This window comes from Tamlana sp. 2_MG-2023 (genome assembly GCF_030548465.1).
Lineage (GTDB): Bacteria > Bacteroidota > Bacteroidia > Flavobacteriales > Flavobacteriaceae > Pseudotamlana.
Genome location: NZ_JAUOSF010000001.1, coordinates 103,208 through 125,997, shown reverse-complemented (window position 1 = coordinate 125,997; position 22,790 = coordinate 103,208). Strand labels below are relative to the sequence as shown.

Annotated in this window: 21 protein-coding genes; 12 read left to right on the top strand and 9 right to left on the bottom strand. The window is 35.7% G+C overall.

Annotated elements, in window-relative coordinates:
• Positions 1-80 precede the first annotated feature (80 nt).
• Together Q4566_RS00635 and hemN are read right to left on the bottom strand one after the other, a co-directional pair.
• On the bottom strand, positions 81-914 hold the full coding sequence (locus Q4566_RS00635; RefSeq protein WP_303417228.1) for a universal stress protein: 834 nt from the start codon (positions 912-914) through the stop codon (positions 81-83).
• A 206-nt stretch (positions 915-1,120) separates the two neighbouring features.
• A complete protein-coding gene (gene hemN / locus Q4566_RS00630; protein ID WP_303417227.1) occupies positions 1,121-2,485 on the bottom strand; it encodes an oxygen-independent coproporphyrinogen III oxidase in 1,365 nt (454 codons plus the stop codon).
• A 192-nt stretch (positions 2,486-2,677) separates the two neighbouring features.
• Here hemN and Q4566_RS00625 point away from each other — a divergent pair, with 192 nt between their 5' ends.
• The 8 genes from Q4566_RS00625 (at position 2,678) to Q4566_RS00590 (ending at position 11,751) form a co-directional block, all read left to right on the top strand.
• Complete coding sequence (locus tag Q4566_RS00625) at positions 2,678-3,307, top strand: YceI family protein (protein ID WP_303417226.1); 630 nt, start codon at positions 2,678-2,680, stop codon at positions 3,305-3,307.
• A 177-nt stretch (positions 3,308-3,484) separates the two neighbouring features.
• A complete protein-coding gene (locus tag Q4566_RS00620; protein ID WP_303417224.1) occupies positions 3,485-4,015 on the top strand; it encodes an RNA polymerase sigma factor in 531 nt (176 codons plus the stop codon).
• A 1-nt stretch (position 4,016) separates the two neighbouring features.
• Positions 4,017-4,820 carry an anti-sigma factor gene (locus Q4566_RS00615; protein WP_303417222.1) on the top strand — a complete coding sequence of 268 codons (804 nt, stop codon included), beginning with the start codon at positions 4,017-4,019 and terminating at the stop codon, positions 4,818-4,820.
• A 52-nt stretch (positions 4,821-4,872) separates the two neighbouring features.
• On the top strand, positions 4,873-5,835 hold the full coding sequence (locus Q4566_RS00610) for a hypothetical protein (RefSeq protein WP_303417221.1): 963 nt from the start codon (positions 4,873-4,875) through the stop codon (positions 5,833-5,835).
• The gene (locus tag Q4566_RS00605; protein WP_303417220.1) at positions 5,828-7,003 is read left to right on the top strand and encodes a hypothetical protein; all 1,176 of its coding nucleotides are present in this window, start codon (positions 5,828-5,830) and stop codon (positions 7,001-7,003) included. Before Q4566_RS00610 ends, Q4566_RS00605 begins: the two co-directional genes overlap by 8 nt.
• A gap of 82 nt (positions 7,004-7,085) precedes the next feature.
• Positions 7,086-8,456, top strand: coding sequence for an aldehyde dehydrogenase (locus Q4566_RS00600; protein WP_303417218.1), 1,371 nt, complete (start codon positions 7,086-7,088; stop codon positions 8,454-8,456).
• 477 nt (positions 8,457-8,933) lie between these two features.
• Positions 8,934-10,985 carry a M3 family metallopeptidase gene (locus Q4566_RS00595; RefSeq protein WP_408056937.1) on the top strand — a complete coding sequence of 684 codons (2,052 nt, stop codon included), beginning with the start codon at positions 8,934-8,936 and terminating at the stop codon, positions 10,983-10,985.
• Between the two features lie 112 nt (positions 10,986-11,097).
• Positions 11,098-11,751, top strand: coding sequence for a peroxiredoxin-like family protein (locus Q4566_RS00590; RefSeq protein ID WP_303417215.1), 654 nt, complete (start codon positions 11,098-11,100; stop codon positions 11,749-11,751).
• Positions 11,752-11,768: 17 nt separating this feature from the next.
• Here Q4566_RS00590 and Q4566_RS00585 read toward each other — a convergent pair whose 3' ends face one another.
• Both Q4566_RS00585 and Q4566_RS00580 read right to left on the bottom strand, forming a co-directional pair.
• Positions 11,769-12,110, bottom strand: a complete 342-nt coding sequence (locus Q4566_RS00585) for a DUF190 domain-containing protein (RefSeq protein ID WP_303417213.1) — start codon at positions 12,108-12,110, stop codon at positions 11,769-11,771.
• On the bottom strand, positions 12,088-13,410 hold the full coding sequence (locus Q4566_RS00580; RefSeq protein ID WP_303417211.1) for a voltage-gated chloride channel family protein: 1,323 nt from the start codon (positions 13,408-13,410) through the stop codon (positions 12,088-12,090). The genes Q4566_RS00585 and Q4566_RS00580 overlap by 23 nt, the downstream gene beginning before the upstream one ends.
• A 271-nt stretch (positions 13,411-13,681) precedes the next feature.
• On the opposite strand from Q4566_RS00580, the gene Q4566_RS00575 reads away from it, so the two are divergent.
• The gene (locus tag Q4566_RS00575) at positions 13,682-14,107 is read left to right on the top strand and encodes a hypothetical protein (protein ID WP_303417209.1); all 426 of its coding nucleotides are present in this window, start codon (positions 13,682-13,684) and stop codon (positions 14,105-14,107) included.
• An 81-nt stretch (positions 14,108-14,188) separates the two neighbouring features.
• Complete coding sequence (locus Q4566_RS00570) at positions 14,189-14,542, top strand: DUF1801 domain-containing protein (RefSeq protein WP_303417207.1); 354 nt, start codon at positions 14,189-14,191, stop codon at positions 14,540-14,542.
• A gap of 185 nt (positions 14,543-14,727) precedes the next feature.
• Here Q4566_RS00570 and Q4566_RS00565 read toward each other — a convergent pair whose 3' ends face one another.
• From Q4566_RS00565 to Q4566_RS00550, 4 genes are all read right to left on the bottom strand, one after another.
• Positions 14,728-16,974 carry a TonB-dependent receptor plug domain-containing protein gene (locus tag Q4566_RS00565; RefSeq protein WP_303417205.1) on the bottom strand — a complete coding sequence of 749 codons (2,247 nt, stop codon included), beginning with the start codon at positions 16,972-16,974 and terminating at the stop codon, positions 14,728-14,730.
• On the bottom strand, positions 16,974-18,266 hold the full coding sequence (locus Q4566_RS00560) for a cell surface protein (RefSeq protein WP_303417203.1): 1,293 nt from the start codon (positions 18,264-18,266) through the stop codon (positions 16,974-16,976). Before Q4566_RS00560 ends, Q4566_RS00565 begins: the two co-directional genes overlap by 1 nt.
• A gap of 94 nt (positions 18,267-18,360) precedes the next feature.
• Positions 18,361-18,915: a DUF4331 family protein gene (locus Q4566_RS00555; protein WP_303417201.1), complete on the bottom strand. Its 555-nt coding sequence runs from the start codon at positions 18,913-18,915 to the stop codon at positions 18,361-18,363.
• A gap of 26 nt (positions 18,916-18,941) precedes the next feature.
• Positions 18,942-19,592 (bottom strand): DUF4331 family protein, encoded by a 651-nt coding sequence (locus Q4566_RS00550; RefSeq protein WP_303417199.1) that lies wholly within the window; start codon positions 19,590-19,592, stop codon positions 18,942-18,944.
• A 147-nt stretch (positions 19,593-19,739) separates the two neighbouring features.
• Between Q4566_RS00550 and Q4566_RS00545 the strand changes: the two genes are divergently transcribed.
• Both Q4566_RS00545 and lpxD read left to right on the top strand, forming a co-directional pair.
• Positions 19,740-20,912 carry an LETM1-related biofilm-associated protein gene (locus Q4566_RS00545; protein WP_303417197.1) on the top strand — a complete coding sequence of 391 codons (1,173 nt, stop codon included), beginning with the start codon at positions 19,740-19,742 and terminating at the stop codon, positions 20,910-20,912.
• 61 nt (positions 20,913-20,973) lie between these two features.
• On the top strand, positions 20,974-21,966 hold the full coding sequence (lpxD, locus tag Q4566_RS00540) for a UDP-3-O-(3-hydroxymyristoyl)glucosamine N-acyltransferase (protein WP_303417194.1): 993 nt from the start codon (positions 20,974-20,976) through the stop codon (positions 21,964-21,966).
• A gap of 3 nt (positions 21,967-21,969) precedes the next feature.
• Here lpxD and Q4566_RS00535 read toward each other — a convergent pair whose 3' ends face one another.
• Positions 21,970-22,725 carry a LytTR family DNA-binding domain-containing protein gene (locus tag Q4566_RS00535; protein ID WP_303417193.1) on the bottom strand — a complete coding sequence of 252 codons (756 nt, stop codon included), beginning with the start codon at positions 22,723-22,725 and terminating at the stop codon, positions 21,970-21,972.
• Between the last annotated feature and the right edge of the window lie 65 nt (positions 22,726-22,790).

Below are 22,790 nucleotides of genomic sequence, written 5' to 3'. Positions count from 1 at the left end.
TTAGCTACCTATTCCAAGTAATTGCATCATCACAGTTACAGCTACTTTCACGCTCTCTTTCTTCTATGCTTTTAATCTCGTTATATTTTAAATGTCATAACTGGTAGTGTCGCATGGTTTGCAACATCTTCACCTACGCTACCTTCAAAAAAATGAGCTAAGCCTTTTTTACCATGAGTTGGAAGCGCAATCAAATCGGCTCCTATTTTATTGGAAAAATTTAAAACACCTTCCTCAACACTATAATGCGATACATAATGAACATCCTTCATTCGTCTTAAATTACCGCAGGCTTTTATGAAAAAATCAGCAACACGTTTTTCTATTTCTACAGAGCTTTTAAATTTATCATTAGGCAAATTAACATAAACCAAATACATTTTAGAATTCATGCTTTCGAACAAAACAAGCGCTTTTAAATAAGCTGGAATACATTCTTCCGAGAAATCGCACGCAAAAGTAATCACTTCAAAACTAACATCCACGACCTCTTTTTTAACAGCTAAAACAGGAATTTCCGCATAGCGAATAACCCGTTCAGTATTAGATCCCATAAACATTTCTTTGAAACCACTAGCGCCTTGGGTTCCCATAACAATAAGGTCGGCGCCATTTTCTATAGCGACATCATTTACTTCACTAAACATCTTAAAATGCTTAATAATTGGGGTTACTTTTAATCCAAATAAAAAATCTTTATCAAGTAGTTTCTCAAATTTTTGCTCTGTTAAACGTAATAAAAAACCAGCTTTTTCATTTTGCTTTTTACCAGTTGATGTCAATACCATTTCGGGCATTTCCAACATATGAAGCACTAACAGCTCTGCTTGATACCTTTTAGCTAATTTTGCAGCTGTTTGTAAAGCATACTCTGAATGTTCAGAAAAATCTACAGGAACAATAATTTTTTCCATGGTACTTATATTTATATCTTTTCTAATTCCCTTGAAAACGGGAATCTGTTTTTCTAACCTTTGACATCTCCTTTGATTTCGTCATGCCGAACTTGATTCGGTATCCCATGAAACTGCTCAGTCAACATTTTATGATGAGACCTTGAAATAAATTTAAGGTGACGGGCACTACTATGAGTATTTACAAATATGCAAATAGCCTTTTTTTATATCGTCATAGAAAACAACTGCGTTTGCGGCTGTTTCCGTTGTAATAACACATCAAATGCCATACAAATATTACGCACAAAAGGTTGTCCTTTTTGAGTGACTTCTACACTGTTTTTAGTCCTAATCAGCAAGCCATCTTTTTCCATTTCTTGCAGCTTCACAAGCACATCTGGCAATTCCTTAAAATAGAGTTGATCTGCTGTCCACGATGTTTTAAAGCGGCACATTAAGTTGAGTATGTGCTTACGAATAATAAGGTCTTCTTCATTTAAAATATGTCCGCGATAAACAGGAATTGTATCTTCTTCCAGCAGTTTATAGTACGCTTCAATAGACTTCACGTTTTGAGAGAATCCATACCAACTATCGCTTATAGACGATACGCCTAGTCCAATCATAGCCTGAGTTTTTGAAGCGGTATAGCCCATAAAATTCCGATGTAAATCACCAGAAATCATAGATTTATAAAGCGAATCTGATTTTAGAGAAAAATGATCCATACCAATTTCCTCGTACCCTACTTCTGCTAACAATTGTTTTCCTAGCTCGTACTGTTTTCTTTTTAATTCCCCGGAAGGTAAATCGGAATCCTTAAATCCGCGTTGCCCATTGCCTTTAATCCATGGCACATGCGCATAACTGTAAAATGCCAATCGATCGGGAAGCAATGCCTTTGTTTTTAAAATGGTTTCCTGAACGTGCTCAATGGTTTGAAACGGCAATCCGAAAATAATATCGTGCCCCACCGACGTATAACCAATGGCTCGCGCCATTTCGGTAGCTTGTTTTACATTTTCAAAAGGCTGAATTCTATGTATCGCCTTTTGCACGGTTTCGTTGTAATCTTGAACGCCATAACTTACGCGTCTAAAACCAACATCGTACAAGGCTTGTAAATGTTCTTTTGTGGTATTATTGGGGTGGCCTTCAAAACTAAATTCATAATTTTCAGCACGAATAGCATCTTTTAAAAGTCCATTTATAAGCATGGTCAAGTGCTCTGGCCTAAAAAATGTTGGGGTACCACCTCCAAGATGTAATTCTTTGATAATTGGCTTCTGGTCAAACAATTCTATATACAACTGCCATTCTTTTAAAACCGCGGTTATATATGGCGATTCCACACTATGCTGCTTAGTAATACGCTTATTACAACCACAAAAAGTGCACAAACTTTCACAAAAAGGCAAATGAATGTAAAGGCTAACACCTTCTTTCTCATTGCTTTCCGCAAAGGATTTTTGTAATGATGTTTTCCATTTTTCTAATGAAAAAGTCCCGCTATCCCAATAAGGAACCGTAGGATAACTGGTGTATCTAGGTCCTGGGATATTGTATTTATTTACTAGTTCGTTTAACATGACAAAAGGATCAATACACAAAAATAGCTGTAAACAACATTTTAAAACATGATATTTGTCATAGTGACTATTTGCGTTTCCTTTATTATTCACTAACTTTCCGCTTGATTAAGAACTTAAAGGTTTTAAATCAATCTTTAAAAAATCAAACTCCAATTACTAAAAGAATTTTTTATTCCTAAATTATTAAAAATGAAAAAATTAAGCTTATTATTTATCGCGATCACCTTAAGTTTAGCTTCTTGTAAGCAAGAAAAAAAGGAGACAAAAACTGAGGACGCTACTGAAGTTTCATCTGAAGCAAAATTTGTTGTAAAACCAGAAGCCACTAAAGTAAAATTTACCGCTTACAAAACCACTGACAAAGTTGGCGTTGGCGGGGAATTCACTACCGTTAAGTTTGATGAAAAATCGGGAGCAACACCAGAAGAAGCTTTAAATAATTTAGATTTTTCAATTCCTGTAAGTAGTTTATTTACTAATGATGCGACGAATACACGTGATGCTAAAATTATAGCTTCTTTTTTCGGCGCTATGCTAGATACCGATTTAATTACAGGTACTATAAAATTCGTAAATGGTTCTGCAGTTGCTGAAGTTACTATGAATGGGGAAACACAAAATTTACCAATGGATGTTACCATTACCGATGAAAGACGTGTGACTTTAACAGGTACTATGAATTTAGCAAATTGGAAAGCCTTAGACGCCTTAGCATCATTAAACAAAGCCTGTGAAGCTTTACATACTGGAGCTGATGGTGTTAGTAAAACGTGGGAAGATGTCGCTATTGAAGTAAGCACATTTTTACGTGATAACTAAGCATTAAAACCTTATTTATAAGGCCAGGAAAAGCATATTTTAGTTGTCAGGTTGCGTTTGTTCAATAACTTTAAACTACAAACAAAAAGTAGTTTATACAAACCCAACCTGACAATTTATATTAAAACCTATTGAAATACGCCTTCACAACCAAACATTGTAAACATTCGCAACTTTATGGATTTAGACCTTCTTGTTGAAAATTTCAAGAAAAAAGACGAAAAAGCTTTTGAAACTTTATACCACATGTACAAAGACAGCATGCATGGTGTTATTTTCAACATAGTAAGAGACCATGATATCGCCGAGGAGGTGATGCAAGATGTATTCGTAAAAGCTTGGCATAAAGCAGATACTTATTCTAGTAAAAAAGGCCGTTTTTTCACATGGATTTTAAATATATCTCGTAATGCCGCCATTGATAAAACGCGTTCTAAAAGTTTTAAAAAATCCAAACAAAACCTCAACTCTAATTTTTTCGTAGATATACTTGAAACCAGTGAAAGCCTAGACAAATCTACCGATGCGATTGGGATTAAAAAATACGTAAGCAAGCTTGCTAAAAAGTGTATAGAAGTTATTGAACTGCTCTATTTTAAAGGGTATACACAAAGTGAAGCCTCTGAAGCACTAGACATGCCCATTGGCACCATTAAAACACGAAACAGGAATTGTATTAACGAACTTAGAAGCATGGTTTTAAACTAATATGGACATTAACACCTACATAGAATCTGGAATTTTAGAGCTTTACGTGGCTGGCGCACTTTCTGAACAAGAAAATGCAGATATCCATAAGCTTTTACAGAAACACCCTGAATTACTTCAGGAGGTTTTAGAAATTGAAGCTGCCATCATGAAACTAACAGCTTCAACATCTCAAAGAAGTAACAATCATATTTATAATATCATAAAACAACGTTTAGGTTTTAATAACGGAGATTCAAAAGTGATATCAATCGTAAAACCTAAATACAACTGGATTACCTATACTGGTTGGGCAGCATCCATTATTTTTGGAGCTGGCTTATTATGGACGCTTAACCAAAACAAGCAGCTACAAACGGACATTCAAGTTGCCGAAACACAACAATCTTTGTTAGAGACTCAAATTGAAAACTCCAAAAACAGTTTAGAAGAAGCCAATACCTTAATTAGCGTAATGCGTGATGATAATATTACCCGAATTCCGCTTAACGGTCAAGGAAATTTCTCAAACACCTATGCTAAAGTATACTGGGATAAAAACGCTAACCGCATATTTTTAGATGCTCAAGGCTTACCAGAACCACCAGAAGGCAAAGTTTACCAGGTGTGGTCGTTAACGTTAAGTCCTTTAACACCTACAAGTTTAGGAACTATTGACAACTTTATTTCAGATACCAATAAAATATTTGAAATCGAAAATGCTAATGCCAGTGAAGCTTTTGGTATCACTTTAGAGCCAACTGGAGGAAGTGAATCACCAACCATGGAAATGCTTTATACATTGGGTGTTGTTAGTGCGGGGTGATGAAGTTAAACTCAAACCAATGAATTACTTTATTGCTAACCAACCTTCTTAAATGAACAACATATATAAGCTTCTATTCGAGCAAAAACACATTACAGAAAAGCAATTTACTTTCTTAGAATCTATTAGAAAAGAAGAAATAATTTCCCTTTATTACGAGCTACGAACTGTGCTCTATATTGGCATTCTACTTTTTACAGGTGGCATTGGCTATTTAATTTATGAAAACATTGGGTCGCTTGGCCATATATTACTGATGCTACTTCTGGGCACACTCATTATAACTGGGTTTTACTACATCTCTAAATTCGCAAAACCATATGCTCATGATTTGGTTACTGTAAAACTGGTATACTTTGACTACCTACTGATTCTTGTATCGCTTTTAATTATTGGGCTGTTTACGTACATACAAGTTTATTTTGAAATAGTAGCTATTTTAGCAAGTTGGAGCTCATACCTTAGTGCTTCGCTATTCTTTTTTATGGCTTATAGGTATGATAACCGGGCCTTGTTAGCTATGGGGATTACCGCCCTTGCCGCCGCTTTAGGCTTTACCTTTACGCCTATCGCTTGGACTGCAAACGATGGGGTATCTACGAATTACACTCACATTATCGCCATCCTTTTAGGAGTATCCCTTTACGTTTCTGGTTATCTTTCCGAAAAGGAAAATATCAAACCTCATTTTAAATTCACTTATCAAAACTTCGGATTGATCACTTTTTATTTGGGGTGTCTCTCCGGAATATTCTATACCGCTTTTGATATACCATACACTTTAGTAGCACTCGGATCGGCTGTATTCATGTCATTTTACACTTGGAAAACAAAAGCGTTTCTTTTCTTTTTATATTCGAATATTTCAGCATATATCGCATTTAGCTATTTGTTTTTCGAATTAGTTTCCAACACAAGTGATGGTTATATCCTTCTGATTTATTACTTCCCTTGTACCTGTATTGGTTACATCGTATTTTTAGTTAAGAAGAAATCACATTTTGCTCATGAATAAGTCATTTATCGCTTACGACATAATTGCATTAGAAAAGAAAAAAATCCTTTCTACATCTCAATCGCTATATAAAAGTAAATTGATAAGTGAAAAACAATGGGATGGCATCCGTGAGGCGTTTAACACGAACCTTTATTCTCCTTCGGTATTTATGAGGGTATTACTGTTTATTCTTTCATACATAGGTTTTTCAACGGCAGCAGTACCATTTGGGTTTATTTTTATGGATTTAGATAATATTGGGTTTCAAATATTATTTACAATCGTTGGCATACTTCTTTTATTTCTCACTGAAAAAGTTTTGATTCAAAACAAACACCATTACCTATCTGGTGTTACCGAAGCTGGACTATTTTCGGGGTTTTCATTTATTGCTTTAGGCATATTATTCAATGAGCCAGAAAATATCTTAGTTTACCCAATTGTTCTGTTTATCCTCTCTGCGTTGGCATCAATACGATATCTTAACCGAGTAACACTCCTTTTATCCATAGCGTTTTTGGGGTGGATTATCTTTCAAACCTTAGTAGATATTGGCGGCTATGCTAAAGCGGTTATTCCGTTTGCTTTTATGCTGTATTTCGGATTACTCTTTCTAGGTACTTTAAAGCTTGAAAAGACATTTACAAACATCATTTTTAATGATTTTTACAGCATTCTAAAAGCCGTTTCATTAACTTGTTTTTACGTTGCAGGCAATTACTTTGTCGTTCGTGAATTAAGTATTGACCTCATGGGCATTAACCTGACAGAAGACGAAGACATTCCTTTTGCTTACCTGTTTTATGCATTCACCTTACTCATTCCTTTAGGCTATATCTATTGGGGCATCAAAAAGAAAAGGATTTTATTTTTACGTGTGGGGTTAATGACAACCGCTTTAAGTGTGATGACGTTCATATATTACTTCAGTACAATAACTCCCGTAGTTGTGGTCACCATTTCCGGAGCATTATTAATTATAAGTGCTCTAATTCTATTGAATTACTTAAAAAAGCCACGTCATGGTTTTACCAGAGAAAACATGATATTAAACGAAACACATTCCAAAGATTTAACCGCTTTTATAGCTTCACAAACATTAGGAGGAAACTCAACACCGACTGAAGATGAAAGTTATTTTGGTGGCGGTGGCTTTGGCGGCGGCGGTGCTAACTCCAATTGGTAAATAACGAGAAAGATAAAATTTAAATAACCGAAACAGGAACAACATAGAACAATCATAATTAGCAATTAACATTCTAAAAACCATGGATATTAACGACTTGTTACAACAACAAAAAGTGTTTTTTAATTCCAATGAAACTAAAAGTGTTGCTTTTAGAATTGAACAATTAAAAAAGCTTAAAAGTATTCTAAAATCTAATGAAGACAGTTTATACCAAGCCATTTATGAAGACTTCGGAAAATCTGAATTTGAAACCTATGTTACCGAGCTATCACTAGTTTATCATGAAATTTCCAACTACATAAAAAACATCCCGAAGTGGTCTAAACGGAAAAGGGTAGGGACTAATCTTGTTAACTTTCCAGCGAAAAGCTACATCATCCCCGAACCCTTAGGAAACACTTTAGTGATTGGCGCCTGGAACTACCCTTATCAATTATCTTTGTTACCAGCTATAACAGCTTTGGCTGCAGGAAATACGGTGATACTAAAACCTAGCGAACTTCCTAAGGAGACGGCAGCTTTAATGGCAGAGCTCATCAACTCCAATTTCCCTAAAAACTATTTCCATGTTGTTGAAGGCGGCGTTGATATTACCACCGAACTTTTAAATCACCGCTTTGATAAAATATTTTTTACCGGAAGTACTAAGGTTGGAAAAATAGTTTACCAAGCCGCTGCGAAACACTTAACACCAGTAACTCTTGAATTAGGTGGTAAAAGTCCAACTTTTGTGCTAGATGATACAAACGTCAAAATGACGGCCAAGCGTATCGTTTGGGCAAAATTTCTCAACGCCGGACAAACTTGTGTCGCTCCAGATTATATTTTAGTTGAAAAAACTATTGAAACGCGTTTTCTTGAAGCTTTAAAAGCTGAAATTGAAAACCATTATGATCAAAATTATACGGACGCGCCTAATTATTTACAAATCATAAACACGACTAATTTCGAACGCTTGGTTAAACTTATTAACCAAGACAAGCTTTATTTTGGCGGACAAACCAATAAGGATGCTCGTTTTATTAGTCCGACCATCTTAAACAAGGTCTCTTTTGAAGATGAAGTGATGAAAGATGAAATTTTTGGTCCTATCCTACCCGTTATTTCTTTTAGTAACCTTGATGACGCCATTCAAAAGGTAAAAGATCAACCTAGCCCTTTATCCTGTTATATTTACTCAAAAAGTAATACAACAATTAAAAAGATTTTAAAAGAAGTGTCTTTTGGTGGTGGCGCTGTTAATGATAGTTTAATGCATTTATCAAACAGCAAACTGCCCTTTGGCGGGGTTGGATTAAGTGGTATAGGCGCTTATCATGGAAAAACTGGCTTTGATGCTTTTTCACATCAAAAAAGTATTTTACACAAATCGTTTTGGCTGGAACCTAATTTGAAATATAGTCCGTATTCTAATATGAAGTTGCGTATTATTAAATGGCTTATGGGGTAGATTTTTCTATGACACGGAGCTACGCAGAGGTTTCGCAGAGATTCACCGAGGACTATTTTTAGACACAGATTTCACTGATTATTGTATACCACATATTTTTCTTCAGAAATGACACCCAACTTGAAACTTGAAACCTGAAACTTCTAACTTCCAAATTAACTTCCAAACTAGCGCTCATTAGCAACAATACCAATCAAAAACATACAAACAAAAACCGAACTTCATACAGCTTATCAATTTCAAGAAAAACTCAACACACACACTACAATACCAAACACAAACCCCCAAAACCTCTTAAAATTAAAATACAAATCAAGCAAATTTATGTATATTGCATACTTTTGACACTATTTTCATTTTGTTTCAATTTCAATATCTTTATTCATGATTTCTAATAGCATTAAAACAATTATTTTTTGCAGCTTAATCTCAATAACCGCTTGTAAAAAAGACACTTCTAACGAAACTAAAAAAACAATGAGTGACAACGTACTCCTTCAAGAGTGGAATGGTCTTTATGGCGGTGTTCCTGCCTTCGATAAACTTTCTATTGAAGCTATAAAACCAGCCATGGAGGAAGCTATGGCTCTCAATCTTGACGAAATTGAAACCATAGCTAATAATACCGAAGCTCCTACTTTTGAAAACACTATTGTTGCCATGGAAAGTGCTGGTAAAACCTTAGATCGCGTATCGACCTACTATGGTATTCTAAGCAGCAACCTATCGTCTCCACAATTTAGAACCATACAATCAGAACTTGCTCCAGAACTTTCTGAATTCAGATCTAAAATTTCACAAAATGAAAAGCTTTTTAAACGCATAAAAACGGTTTACGAGGCTTCACTTACAACCCCTTTAGAGCCCCAAGCGCAACGTACTGTATTTCTAACCTACAAAAGATTTGAAATGAATGGTGCTAATCTCGATGCTGAAAAGAAAAAGCGCTATGCTGAAATCAACAAAGAATTGTCTTCTCTTTACACCGATTTTGCTAATAATGTTTTACACGACGAAGAAAACTACATCACCTATTTAACGGAAGACCAACTCGACGGTTTATCTGATGGGTTTATTAAATCGGCTGCGAAAATTGCAAACGACAAAGGCCAATCAGGTAAATATGCCATTACAAATACACGATCTTCGATGGATCCTTTCTTAACCTTTTCTGAAAACCGTGAATTAAGAAAACAAGTTTGGGAAAACTATTATTCAAGAGGCGATAATAATGACGAATACGACAATAAAGCCACTATAGCCAAAATACTAAAACTTCGTAAAGAACGTGTTGGTCTTATGGGCTATAAAAATTATGCGGAATGGCGTTTACAAGACCGCATGGCAAAAACACCAGAAAACGCTATGCAACTCATGATGGCGGTTTGGCCGGCTGCCATTGCAAGGGTTGAAGAAGAAGTTACCGATATGCAAGACGTAGCCAATACCCTTGGCGATAACATCACTATAGAACCTTGGGATTACAGATTTTATGCTGAAAAAGTGCGTAAAAAGAAATATGATTTAGATAGCGAGGAAGTAAAACAATATTTACAACTCGACAAACTTACCGAAGCCATGTTTTTTGTTGCAGGCGAAATTTTCAATTATAACTTTACGCCGGTTCCTGAAGGTTCTGTCCCTGTTTTTCAGGAAGATGTCAAAGTTTGGGAAGTTACCGTTAAAGACACTGAAAATCATATCGGTTTATGGTATTTAGATCCTTATGCTCGCCAAGGAAAACGTTCTGGGGCTTGGGCTACGACTTACAGAAGCTCTTCTTCATTTGAAGGAGAAACCAATGTGTTAGCTTCTAACAATTCTAATTTTGTAAAACCTGCGCCTGGTGAAGCCGTTTTGGTTTCCTGGGATGACGCGACAACTTTTTTCCATGAGTTCGGACATGCCCTGCATTTTTTCTCTGCAGATGTAAAATACCCAACGCTGAATGGAGGCGTTAGAGACTACACCGAATTCCAATCGCAACTTTTAGAGCGTTGGTTATCTACTGATAAGGTAATCAACAACTATTTGGTGCATTACAAAACCGGTGAACCAATGCCGAAAAGTTTAGTGGAAAAAATAAAAAATGCAGCAACATTCAATCAAGGTTTCAAAACAACAGAGTATTTAGCTTCAGCTTTAATAGATATGAAAATTCATCTTGCCAACCCAGAAAACATAGATGTGGCAACGTTTGAACGTGAAACCTTAAAAGAGCTAGGTATTCCTAAAGAAATTCCTATGCGTCACCGCACACCACAGTTTAGTCACGTATTTTCAGGAGAAGGTTACGCTACGGCATATTACGGTTATATGTGGGCCGATGTTTTAACCAGTGATGCTTCGGAAGCTTTTGCTGAAGCTCCAGACGGTTTTTACGATAAAAACGTAGGAAGTAAATTAGTAAAATATCTATTCGCGCCACGAAATGCTATGGATCCTGCTGAAGCCTACAAACAATTTAGAGGTCGTGATGCAACTATTGATGCCTTAATGCGTGATCGTGGTTTTCCTGTAAAGAAATAATAGAGTTTTTAGGAGAACACGTTCTTAAAAATTATATTTATACAACAAAAACCCTTCAGGTTTCAAAAAACTGAAGGGTTTGCTTTATGAACAAAATTCAAAAACAAGCCAAATGAAAACATTAAAAGCACAAACCGAAGCTAAAATTGCTGCTGGCCGTCAAGCCAAACCAGAATTCATGCAAGGCGTTGATGACATCATAAATGAAGCAAAAGCGCTTCAACAAGGTGAAAAAGCCCTAAAAGTTAACCAAAAAGCACCAAATTTCAAGCTTCCAAATGCTGAAGGTACTTTAATAAATTTAGAAGGCTTACTTGATAAAGGCCCTGTGGTTGTCACTTTTTACCGTGGTGATTGGTGTCCTTATTGCAACTTACAGCTTCGAGCTCTACAAAGTAAGCTTTCTGAAATCCACGAACTCGGAGCAACCTTAGTTGCTGTGAGTCCGCAGGTACCTGATGACTCTTTATCTGAATCAGAAATTAACGACATGGAGTTTACCGTCTTATCCGATCAAGATGCTAAAGTAGCTACCCAATACGGTGTCGCCTGGAAAGTTCCTGAATTTTTAGCCGAGCACATGCGCGTAGACCGTAATTTGGATTTGGATAAAATCAACAATGGTGATGGCAGTATTTTACCAATTCCTGCAACTTTTATATTAGATACTCACGGTATTGTAGTATGGCGTTACGTAGATGTGGATTATAGAACACGCTCTGAACCAGATGATATTATTGAAGCTCTGAAAAGCGTATCTAAATGATTAAATTTTATAAAAAATCACCTCAACAAAACTTCACCCTTAACCATTAAAATTTTAGTATTTTGAAGCAGCAGTTTTTCTTCGTCTAAAAAAGCATTAATTTTTTCTTCGGAATCTAGGATTTCAATCAGATGTGGGTGTTTATGGTTTCGGATTTCATGTTGCCCCCAGTTTACACTCTGGTCATTCAAATACCCTTTACTCACATTAAGATGAAGTACTTGATGCAATCCAAAGTTTTTGGCACGTTTCATCAAGACTTCCGAAAAATCTGAACCATATAATTTCTTCCAAAAAGAATTATTCTCAATTTTTTGTCCGTACTCAAAATAGATTCTAATCGTTATCAGGTGCTTCATGTTTGGTTCTTTTATCTTTAATTTCAGAGAGATGTAACCCTTTTTCACGAAGGAAAGAGTTGTTTTTCGGACTTCCAATAATTTGAGACGAATATACCCCTGAATGCCCTGAAAACACATAGGCTGTCGAACAGGCTAAGGCAATAAAAACACCCGATTCAATCCCAAAAAGCTCTATACCCATAACCGTACAGGCAATCGGTGTATTGGTAGCACCGGCAAAAACCGCCACAAATCCCATACCTGCAAGTAAGCCCATGGGTAAAGGGATAAACCATATTAACACATTCCCTAAGGCTGCACCAATAAAGAATAAGGGTGTTACTTCGCCGCCTTTAAACCCGGCTCCTAGCGTAAATGAAGTGAATAATAATTTCAGAATAAAATCGTATGAGTTAAGCTCAACACTAAAAGCATCAACAATCATTGGGATACCTAAACCAATGTATTTTGTAGTACCCATCAAATAAATAGTCACCGCCAATATCACACCACCAACCACAGGTCGCAACGGCGGATATTTAATAAACTTCCCAAATAGATGTCCCCAAAAGTGTGTGGATTTAGAAAAAAGCATGGCTACGAGTCCGAAAATAATTCCTGCCAACAAACACCACAATACATTTACCGGTGTCATTTCAGCCACAGTACTAATCGTATAATGGGTATGTGATACATTCCAAATATGGCAAAAGTAATTGGCAAAAACAGCTGCCAAAAAACTAGGAATAATGGCATCGAGACGTATTCTTCCAAGGATGAGGACTTCCAAAGCAAAGATACCTCCCGCTAAAGGGGTTCCGAACACTGAGGCAAAACCAGCACTGATACCAGCGATTAAAAGAATTTTCCGGTCGCGATTCTTTAATTTTAAAATCTTAGTGAATCTATCGGCAATCGCCCCTCCCATTTGCACTGCCGTACCCTCTCGACCGGCCGAACCACCAAATAAATGGGTTAAAACTGTACCAAACAACACCAGTGGTACCATTCTAAAAGGAATAATTTTTTTCGGTGAATGAAATTCTTCGAGCAACAAATTATTGCCTTTAACCACACTATTACCGTATAAGTGATAAGAGAGCCCTATTATGAATCCGCCAATTGGTAAGAGCCAAATAATCCATTGGTTGGACTCGCGATAATCTGTAGCCCACTCTAAACTTATTAAGAAAAATGCTGAAACACTACCTACAATAGCCCCTAAAACCGCACAAATTAAAGTCCATTTTAAAAGGTACAATAACGAAGGGATTTGCTCAATAGAAAATAAAAAATCTTTGGTTTTGGTTTTAGTCATATAGCCTTAATAAACGCTTCTAAATTAGCAATTAATTATTTAGAAAACGCAGGTGGTTCTAATTGAAACGGTATAAGGCAGCGTACACTACCATACTTTCTTCACAAATATAAATTAAAAAATACTGACAGATACTTTTTCAAAATTCAAACGCATTCTAAAAATCTCAAAGTTTAATTTTATATTTTATTTAACTAACATATTAAGAGCTATTTAACACCTGCAATGTCAGAATAAGATTAAGTTTGTCTAATAAACCAACATTTTTATTATGAAATCAATACTTTTATTTTTATATCTATTTGCAATTATAGGTTCAGCTCAACAAAGTATTATTTCAAACCAAGAAGAGCCACCAATCCAAATAAAAGACAATCTCTTCAGTGCTAGTTTTTTGAGCAACATTCCGCTATCAAAAAAATTGACACTTCAAAATGGTATTTCATATAGAAAAGGGTTTTATTTTAATACTTTAGAAATTCCGGTTTTGATTAAATATAACATTTCAGAAAGATGGTCAACATCTTTAGGGGCACAATCGAGAAAAGTGGAGCGTAGAAACCTTCAAATGCTAAACATTGAAGAACCTTCAAAGTACTACATGACAACTGGAACAGAATATAAGTTCAAAAATAATACTACTGGAAATTTAACTATTGGATTTCCTTTTGATGTAAATTTAGGGTTGAAATTTTAGTAGCTTTAACTGAAAAAAAACGTTATTTAATAAGCTTGTACTTTAACATGACACCCTCCAACATTAAAACCATCTTCAACCATGCCTAACAACGACACATTCTATTTCAAAAAAGAAGAACCTATTAAAAGTTGTGTGCTGGCCATGCGTGATATTTTGCTTCAATTTGATGAAAATATTACAGAAACTACAAAATACGGTATGCCTTGCTTTTGTTATAAAGGAAAAATGTTCTGCTATATCTGGACGGACAAAAAAACACTAGAACCTTATTATTTAATTGTTGATGGTAACCGTATTGAACATCCGCAATTAGAAACAGGAAGTCGTTCGCGAATGAAAATCTTCAGAATAAACCCTAATGAAGATCTTCCAATCGATACCATAAAAACCATTTTAAATTTGGCTCTAGATTTATATAAAACTAATTCTTAATAAACAACAAACTAATCGTCATTTTGGGACTTTTTTTAGAATCACCTCATAGAAACCAATCATTATGAGAAACTGAAATAAGTTCAGTTTGACGAAAATCTACTCTTAAAAAAAATAAGCGCCCAATTAATTAAAACTGAACGCTTACAAACTCGACGTAAAACCTAAAAGTCAAGTCATTTTTTTTAAAATCTGTACGAAATCGTTCCTTTAGCAAAAAACGGGGTTCCTGGTGTAAAATGTATTTCAGTCACTGATTGGGGTTCGTTTTGTAATCGCGACTCTGTAGCAAATTGAGTTTCATTCCATTCGGTATCAAACAGGTTCTCAATAGCAACACCTAAAGTCACTTGACCAATGGTGTAATTCAGATTAAAATCTGTAACAAAATAACCTTCAGCGATGATGCTATTATCTTCATTTGCTGGTCTATCATCAATAAAACGGTAGCGCAATCCTCCTGAAAATCCTTTCCAATTATTAAGAGCCAAACCTCCTGTTAAGGTGAAGCTTGGCGCTAACGGGATGTAATCTTCTCCGCTAGGTTCATCAACACTTCTGGCCTTTGTTAGAGTCGCATCGGTATCAAAAAACAACCAATCATTTAGCTGATAACGCAGTCCTAAATCTAATCCGAAACGCTCCGTTTTTCCACTAGGCTCAACAATTCCTGCATCACCCACGTAAACGAATTCTTGTTCTAAAAACAAATACCACAATGCGGTGTTCACAACCAATTTAGAAGTCGGTTTCCAAATATTCCCCACATCTACACCGTAAGCTCTAGGTAAAATATCATCAATTTGATTATCTAAAACCACACGAGCATCATTTGAATGAAAGCCTATCCCCGATTTCACATACAGTTGTAAATTATCTTTTGCTGCATAGAAAAAATTCAGTTTTGGAGATACAATAGTTTTCGTTTGCGCTAAAGTCTCGTACTCGGATTGCAATTTGTCATTATACATAAACTTAAAATAATCCAATCGTAACCCAGGAGCCACGGTCAATTTTCCAAATTCAAAATCTGCATTTGCAAACCCATTAATATTAGTTTGATTAATATCTCCCAATTGCACAAATTCTAAAGTTGTTGTTCTGTTCAGCGTTTTTGACAACTCGGTATCGTTCGTGATATCTTGTCTAAAACCTAATCCAGATGTTATTTTTACTTCTGTATCACCCAATCGTGTATCGTGAGTTAACATGCTATTTAAGCCAAAGATATCACGATTTTCTTTTTGTTTGATTTGATCACCGTTAATAGGATCTTCAAGAAAAAACGTAAAATTTGAATACAATTCAAATTGATTTTTCACATAAAAAGCGTTTGTTTTTAACAACGATTTCTCGGAAACTTGCTTGGCATATTCAACATTCAAATTGGTACGTTGGGTATTTCCGCCTTCGGTATCATCAATAGCTCCAAAACGTGTGATGTTTCCGTTATCCACTTCACGTTGTGGAATTTGCCCTGAAGCATCCCAACGGCTTGTAAAGTGCGAAACCGTTAAAGAGAGTTTATCATTTTCAGGAGAAAACATCACGTATTTACCAAACATGTTTAGCCTATTAAAATTTTGAGGCGATTCAAAAGGCCCGTCAGTCGCAATATATTCTACTGCGGCATAGGCATTCTGATTTGGAGTGTTTTCTAATAAATCGAACATACCTAAAGTTCGTAAGGAATTAAACTGACCAACTGACAAGGCCACCGTACTCTCTCCTAAATAATCTTTTGTAGAAAAATCGATATACCCCGCCGTATCAAAATCACCTTTATGGGCATAATAAGGCCCTTTGCCAAAATCGATATTGTTTACCGTTTCTGGAATTATAAAGTGCAAATCACTATACCCTTGTCCGTGCGCATGAGATACCATATTGACTGGCATACCATCAACTTGAATAGCCACATCGGTACCGTGATCGATATCAAATCCTCTTAAAAAAATTTGTTCTGCTTTTCCGCCACCGGCATGCTGACCAATAATTAATCCCGGTACTTTTCTTAAAATTTCTTGAGATGAATTTACCGGTGAGGTGCTTAAATCTAATCTGGCGATCGTATTTAAGGGGTTTAGCGTTTCACGGATAACCAATTCGTCAAGCTGAAAAATTTTCTCCTTTAAAGTAACGCTTAATTTCGATTCAAAATTTGAGCCTGTTAAAACTAAAATTTGGTTTTCATACCCCAATAATCCTAATTTTATGGAATCTCCTACTTTGCTATTCTCTAAAGCAAACAAACCACTTTCAGAAGAATGCGCATGTACTTTTGAGTTTAAATTATAAACATAAACAGCTTCTAAGGGCTGATTCGCCTGGCTTACAACAACACCTTTAAGGTCTTGCCCTTGCAAAGTAGTTACAAACAAACACAGTATCAAAAAAGTAAACTGACTGATGTAATTCATAGACCTGCTCATTAAATTCTGTTTATTTGTTGTTCTGCTAATGGACCTAATTCAAAAGTGCTTTCTAGTAATTCTTTTTTTAATTCTTCAGCTTTCTCTACCTTTCCATTCGCCTTGTAAATCTCAGATAAATGCAACAAAACATCAGGTTCCGATGTTTTACCCACCACATGAGTTTCGGCAATTTTTAGAGCTTGTTTGTAATCACCAGATTTGAAGTACGTCCATGCCAATAAATCGTAAGATGCTGGCGTTGGTCTATTTTCAATTTCTTCTAATGAAATTTTTAAGGCATCGGCCGTTTTCTTTTCATCTTCAGCATATAGTAAGGCATTGTATTTATTGTACATGGCACCATATTTAGGGTTTTCAACAGCCATGGTGTATAAATTGAAATATTTAATCTTGGCATCTAAATCACCTTGAAACTCGGCGATTTCAGATTTTAATAAATAAATATCTGGTGATTTATAGTTTTGTGAAATACGATTTAAAATGCGCAGGGCTTCATTCGGATTTTTTTCATGAGAATACACAATCCATGCAATACCTTTTTTAGCATAAGCATCGTTAGGGTCAATGTCTAAAGCCTTTAAGTAATAATTATATGACGTTTTTATTTCACCTGCATGTCCATAGTAATCGGCCAAATTGGTATAAACCCATTGCTTCTTACTAGGTAAATTTGATAAATCTGCAATCACTTTAGCTTTTTCAAGGTATTTTATCGCAGCATTTAAATCGCCTCTATGGTCCGACCATTTTGAAAGGCGTATGAGATAATCGAAATCTTCGTCTTTTCTAATTTTTTCTAAATACGCTTTCGCGGAATCGTAATCGCCCAATTCAAGACAGACATCGAAAAGCATTTTTTCTGTACCCTTCAAGCCTTCGCCATTGGCTTCAGCTTTTTTTAATAAATCTAATGCAGCTTTGAATTTATGCTGAGAAATGTAGTTTCTGGCTAGGGCTTTTAAGTACCCTGATTTTTCGTAGTTTGTTGATTTATTAACTTCTATTAAATAGTTTTCAGCTTTAATTAAAGCATCAATACGGCCTGTGCTATTAAAAATTTGCGTTTGAGAAGCCGCAGCTTTTGCTAAGTAAGGAAACTGATTAGGTGTTTTTTGCAGTTTTTCATCCCAAAAATTAAAATCGGCCAGTGCTAATTCTAGTTTTTCGTTCTCGGTAATTTCTAAAGTGCTATTGTAATCTTGCGTACTGGTTATTTGTTTTGATGTTTTCGTACAACTAACTTGAACTACCAATAAACAAATAAATGCTATGTATTTAAATGGTTTCATAATGTTTGAGTTTTTAGGTTTTTTTTGAGTTTAAAAATCTCCAGGAGAAAGGCATGTGCCTTAATCCCGGAGAGAGAGGTTGAGAGAGAACCGCTTAATGTGGTGATGCTAGGTAAGGAAATGAGGTCAAAAAGGCTTTATCATTGGCATCAACGTTATCGTTAGATAATCCTGGGTTTTCAGTGAAATCTTCACCACCAAAAATCAGTAACAATTCTACTGTAATCACGTCATCTGCTAGGGCACGTCCTGTTAAAACGTTGGTGCCATCATAAAACGTAGTGGTACCATCCAAGGAAACGTTAAGTACATCGGTAGCTAATAATCCTGTGAATGCTGCAGCATCTTGCCCTAAAGCATTCATGTCACCTGCATTTGCAAATGCTGGACTTAAAGCCATTAAATTGGTTTGAAATTTACTTTGAAACGCCGCATCTTGATTTGAAGGTACCGTAACGTTAAACGCGTCTTTATCGGCTGAAGCCACAAAAACTGTATTTACTGCTGGCCTACCCATTTGATCTTCCTGCATGTAAGTTCCAGAAAAATCTGGGCCTGTTATTATAACTTGATTATCGTCGTCGTTAGAACAGTTAAATGCTACTAATGAAACGGCTAGCATAACTAATATTTTATTTAAAGTTTTCATTTGATTCTATTTTTAAGTTGTTGTTATTATTTTCTTTTAGATTCTACCCAAGTATTGATGGTTCCTGAAGTACCAATCATAGATTTTGGAACTTCTACTACAATAGACATCACGTTAGTCCCTTTAAAAGTATCTGCCCCTGGCATATTGAAGCTCCCTGCATTACCAGCTATAATTTCTGAATACTGAGCGAAATCCATGAAAAACGGATCATCACGTGGGCCAGCAAAAAATTTCATACCGTCGTAAGATGCTGTTTTCGGACTGTCGCCATAAGCTGAAATATCTACAGCGCCACCTACCATCGCGTCAGATTGAATGGTGCTTTCCAAACCAGTTTGAGAAGGTGCTACAGGACCGAAGAAGTACATTTTACCATCTCTAGGAATGGCTTGAATCACTAAATCTTCCATGTTGTCTTGATCGGTATCGATATTAAATTCCACCAACACATTTTCATCAAATAATGCTGCTCCTGTAGCCGACGGACTTAATAAGCCTTGAAGGTTCGCTACAAAAACTAAATTATCTGTGTTTTCGCCTTGAAAGGCATAAAAATCGGTAATATCACTATTACCACCTTGTACTGCAGGCGCGTCAATGTGATCGGCTGCAACAATGAAGAAAGCCGCTAATGCGATCACTCCAATTCCTAATACTGCTTTAAAATTTTTCATAATGTTTGAGATTTTGTTTAAGTTATTTTTTGACTCTCACCCATACCTACGAAAAAAAGAAAATAGCGGTTTTGTTAAAGTTTTGTTAAAGGAATTGTTAGCGATTTCATTATTGAAAACATTACTTTTGCACCATAATCCATAACTATGAATCCATCGGCTGCAGGTTGGATAAACAAGCTGCTTAAAGAACTTTATAACTTCAACCTCTTTTTAAAATACAGTGAGGAAGAATTTTATATCACCCTAAGACATTGCGGTTTTATATATGGCAACAACCTAGATGTTGTTGCGCAAAGCTTACCAAAAAGTGATCTTACTGAAGAAGAAATATGCAAAACCAACCTGGTTTTAGCCTTGCTATACGCACACGAGAACTCAAAAAGCAAAGTACATTTTAGTGAAAGTGTTATCAATTTTTATACGAACATAAACGAAATTAAAACATCTCTTTTCCAGGATATCTTAGGAGGAAAAAAGTCTAGTGAACAACTTGAAAAAATCATTCAAAAGCGTGTTCATATTAATGATAATATCCTCACAAAAAACTTCAATTACTTTGTTATTAACGCCTTACTTTATGTTGATGTTTTAGCGTATGCTGAATATTTAAAACAACAAAGCATCTCAAAAGATTACCTAAAAAACATTGAAGCGTCTATTGTTTCGATCACCTTAGGGGTTTTAAACTCTAAAGACATTAAAAATCAATACGAAGACAGTTTAATTAAACTCTTTGAAGCCTCTCTACGTTATAGTGACCGTAGTTATATAAATTACGACCAAGCCCTAACCTATTTAAAAAGCCCGTTTGAAAAGCAATATATTTTAGACTTAGCTTGCATGGCGACTTGGGGCGACCGCATGATTGATACCGATGAGCATCAGTTTTTAGAAAAATTAGGCTTAGACATGGGTTTAAATCTGATTACCATCCACCAGTCTATAAAATCGGTAAATCGGTTTTATACAATAAATGAGAAAAGCATTGCGCTTTTAAGTTCATCAAATATTGTACAGACCTTTTACAACAATTCTAGTAAAATGGTTTTTAAACTCATTACGAGAAACAGCAAACGCTTGTACTCTGAGATAAAAGAAAGTAAAGAACTTATGGTGTTAATATCGCAATCTACAAAGCGAGAATTAACCAAAGCAGAGCAGAAAAAGGTACAAGAACAGCTGTTAGATATTTTTAAATCCATTCCGAGTTTAGCCATATTTTTACTTCCTGGTGGCGCTATTTTACTGCCACTAGTGATAAAATTTATACCAAATCTTTTGCCTTCTGCCTTTGATGAAAACAGGATTGATGACTAAATAAAAGGATAATTGTTATTTTTCTATTAGCTTTACGGCAATAAGTAAACTAAACAACTCCATGGCTTCATATACAATTCAAGAAATTAATGATATTTTAAAAGGTGAATTAATAGGTAATACCGATGTACTTATTGAAGGTCCTGAACAATTAAAAAACGCAAAAAACAATCATATTACTTTTATTGGAAGTGCCAAATACAGTAAACTTTGGGAAACCACCCAAGCTTGTGCTGCTGTTATAAACAACAATATTCAACTTGAACCGGGAGAAAATAAAGCTTTAATTAAAGTGCCCAACGCCGATTTGGCCATGGCTAGCATTTTAGAAATGTTTAGTCCGCCAGCTCCAGAGTTTGAAGTTGAAATGCACCCAACTGCGGTAATACATGAAACGGTAAAAATTGGTTCCGATTGTAAAATTGGTGCTAACTGTTATATCGGGCCAAATGTTGTTCTTGGCGATGGTGTGACGCTATACCCTAATGTTTGTGTTTATGACGAAACGATTATTGGTGATTACACCACAGTTTGGTCTGGAACAATAATTAGAGAACGTTGTATTATTGGTAGTCATTGTATTTTCCATACTAATGTGAGCATTGGTGCAGACGGGTTTGGTTACCGCCCTAGCGATGATGGTCGTGGCTTGGTTAAAATCCCGCAAATAGGAAACGTGATTATTGGACATTATGTAGAAATTGGTGCGAACTCTTGTGTGGATCGAGCTAAATTTAGTTCGACCATTATTGGAGATGGATGTAAAATTGACAACCTGGTTCAAATCGCGCACAACAGTGTTATGGGACGTTCTTGTATTATGGCTGGACACAGTGGTTTAGCTGGTTCTGTAACCTTAGGTGATGGTGTTATTATTGGCGGAAGTGCTTCTATTAAAGACCATACCACTATTGAATCTGGAGCTACTGTAGGTGCAGGATCTGGTGTTATTGGAGATATAAAAGCCGGACAAACCGTATTGGGTTACCCTGCGCAAGATTCTAGAGAAATGCTCAAACAATGGGTTGCACTAAAGCGATTAACGAAGAAGTAATAATTACTCCAACCAGGCTTTAAAATCTTTTACACGCTCGCGAGCAACGATAACGTCTTGCTCCTTATAACTGTTTAATTTTATTTGTAAACGGGAATTGGTATAACTTACCATGTCTTTAATGGCATTAATATTTACAAAGAATTTACGGTTGATGCGGAAAAAGGTTTCAGGTTCTAGTTCGTTTTCCAAAAAATCTAAAGTGGCGTCTAACAAATAATTTCTTCCTTCGGAAGTATGAATATAGGTGCCTTTATTTTCGCTGTACACACATTCAATATCTTCAATATTAATGAGTTTTAAATGTTGCCCTACTTTTACTGAAAAGCGTTTTTTATAGGCGCGGTCAATTGGATTTACAAGCAGTTTTTTAATATCTTCGAAATCTAAAGTCACTCCTTGGGGCAGCGGTGCGCGTTCTTTAAATTTTTCTACAGCTGTAGCTAGCTCGTCTTCGTCTATGGGTTTTAGCAAATAATCAATGCTGTTTAATTTGAAGGCTTTAAGCGCGTATTCGTCATAAGCTGTGGTGAAAATTATGGCCGACTTCACTTCTATAGCTTCAAAAATCTCGAATGAGAGTCCGTCGCTAAGTTGAATGTCTAAAAATATTAAATCAGGATGGGTGTTGGTTTTAAACCAGTTTATAGATTCTTCTACCGAATGTAGCATGACTTCGGTTTCGAGGTTTAAAGTTGTTAACATCCGTTGTAAGCGTCTTGCTGATGGTTTTTCGTCTTCTATAATTATGACATTCATTTTTTTCTATAAGTTTAATTAGAAACGGGCTTTGCGTTAGGGATTGCAGTGAAAATCCTTTTTTT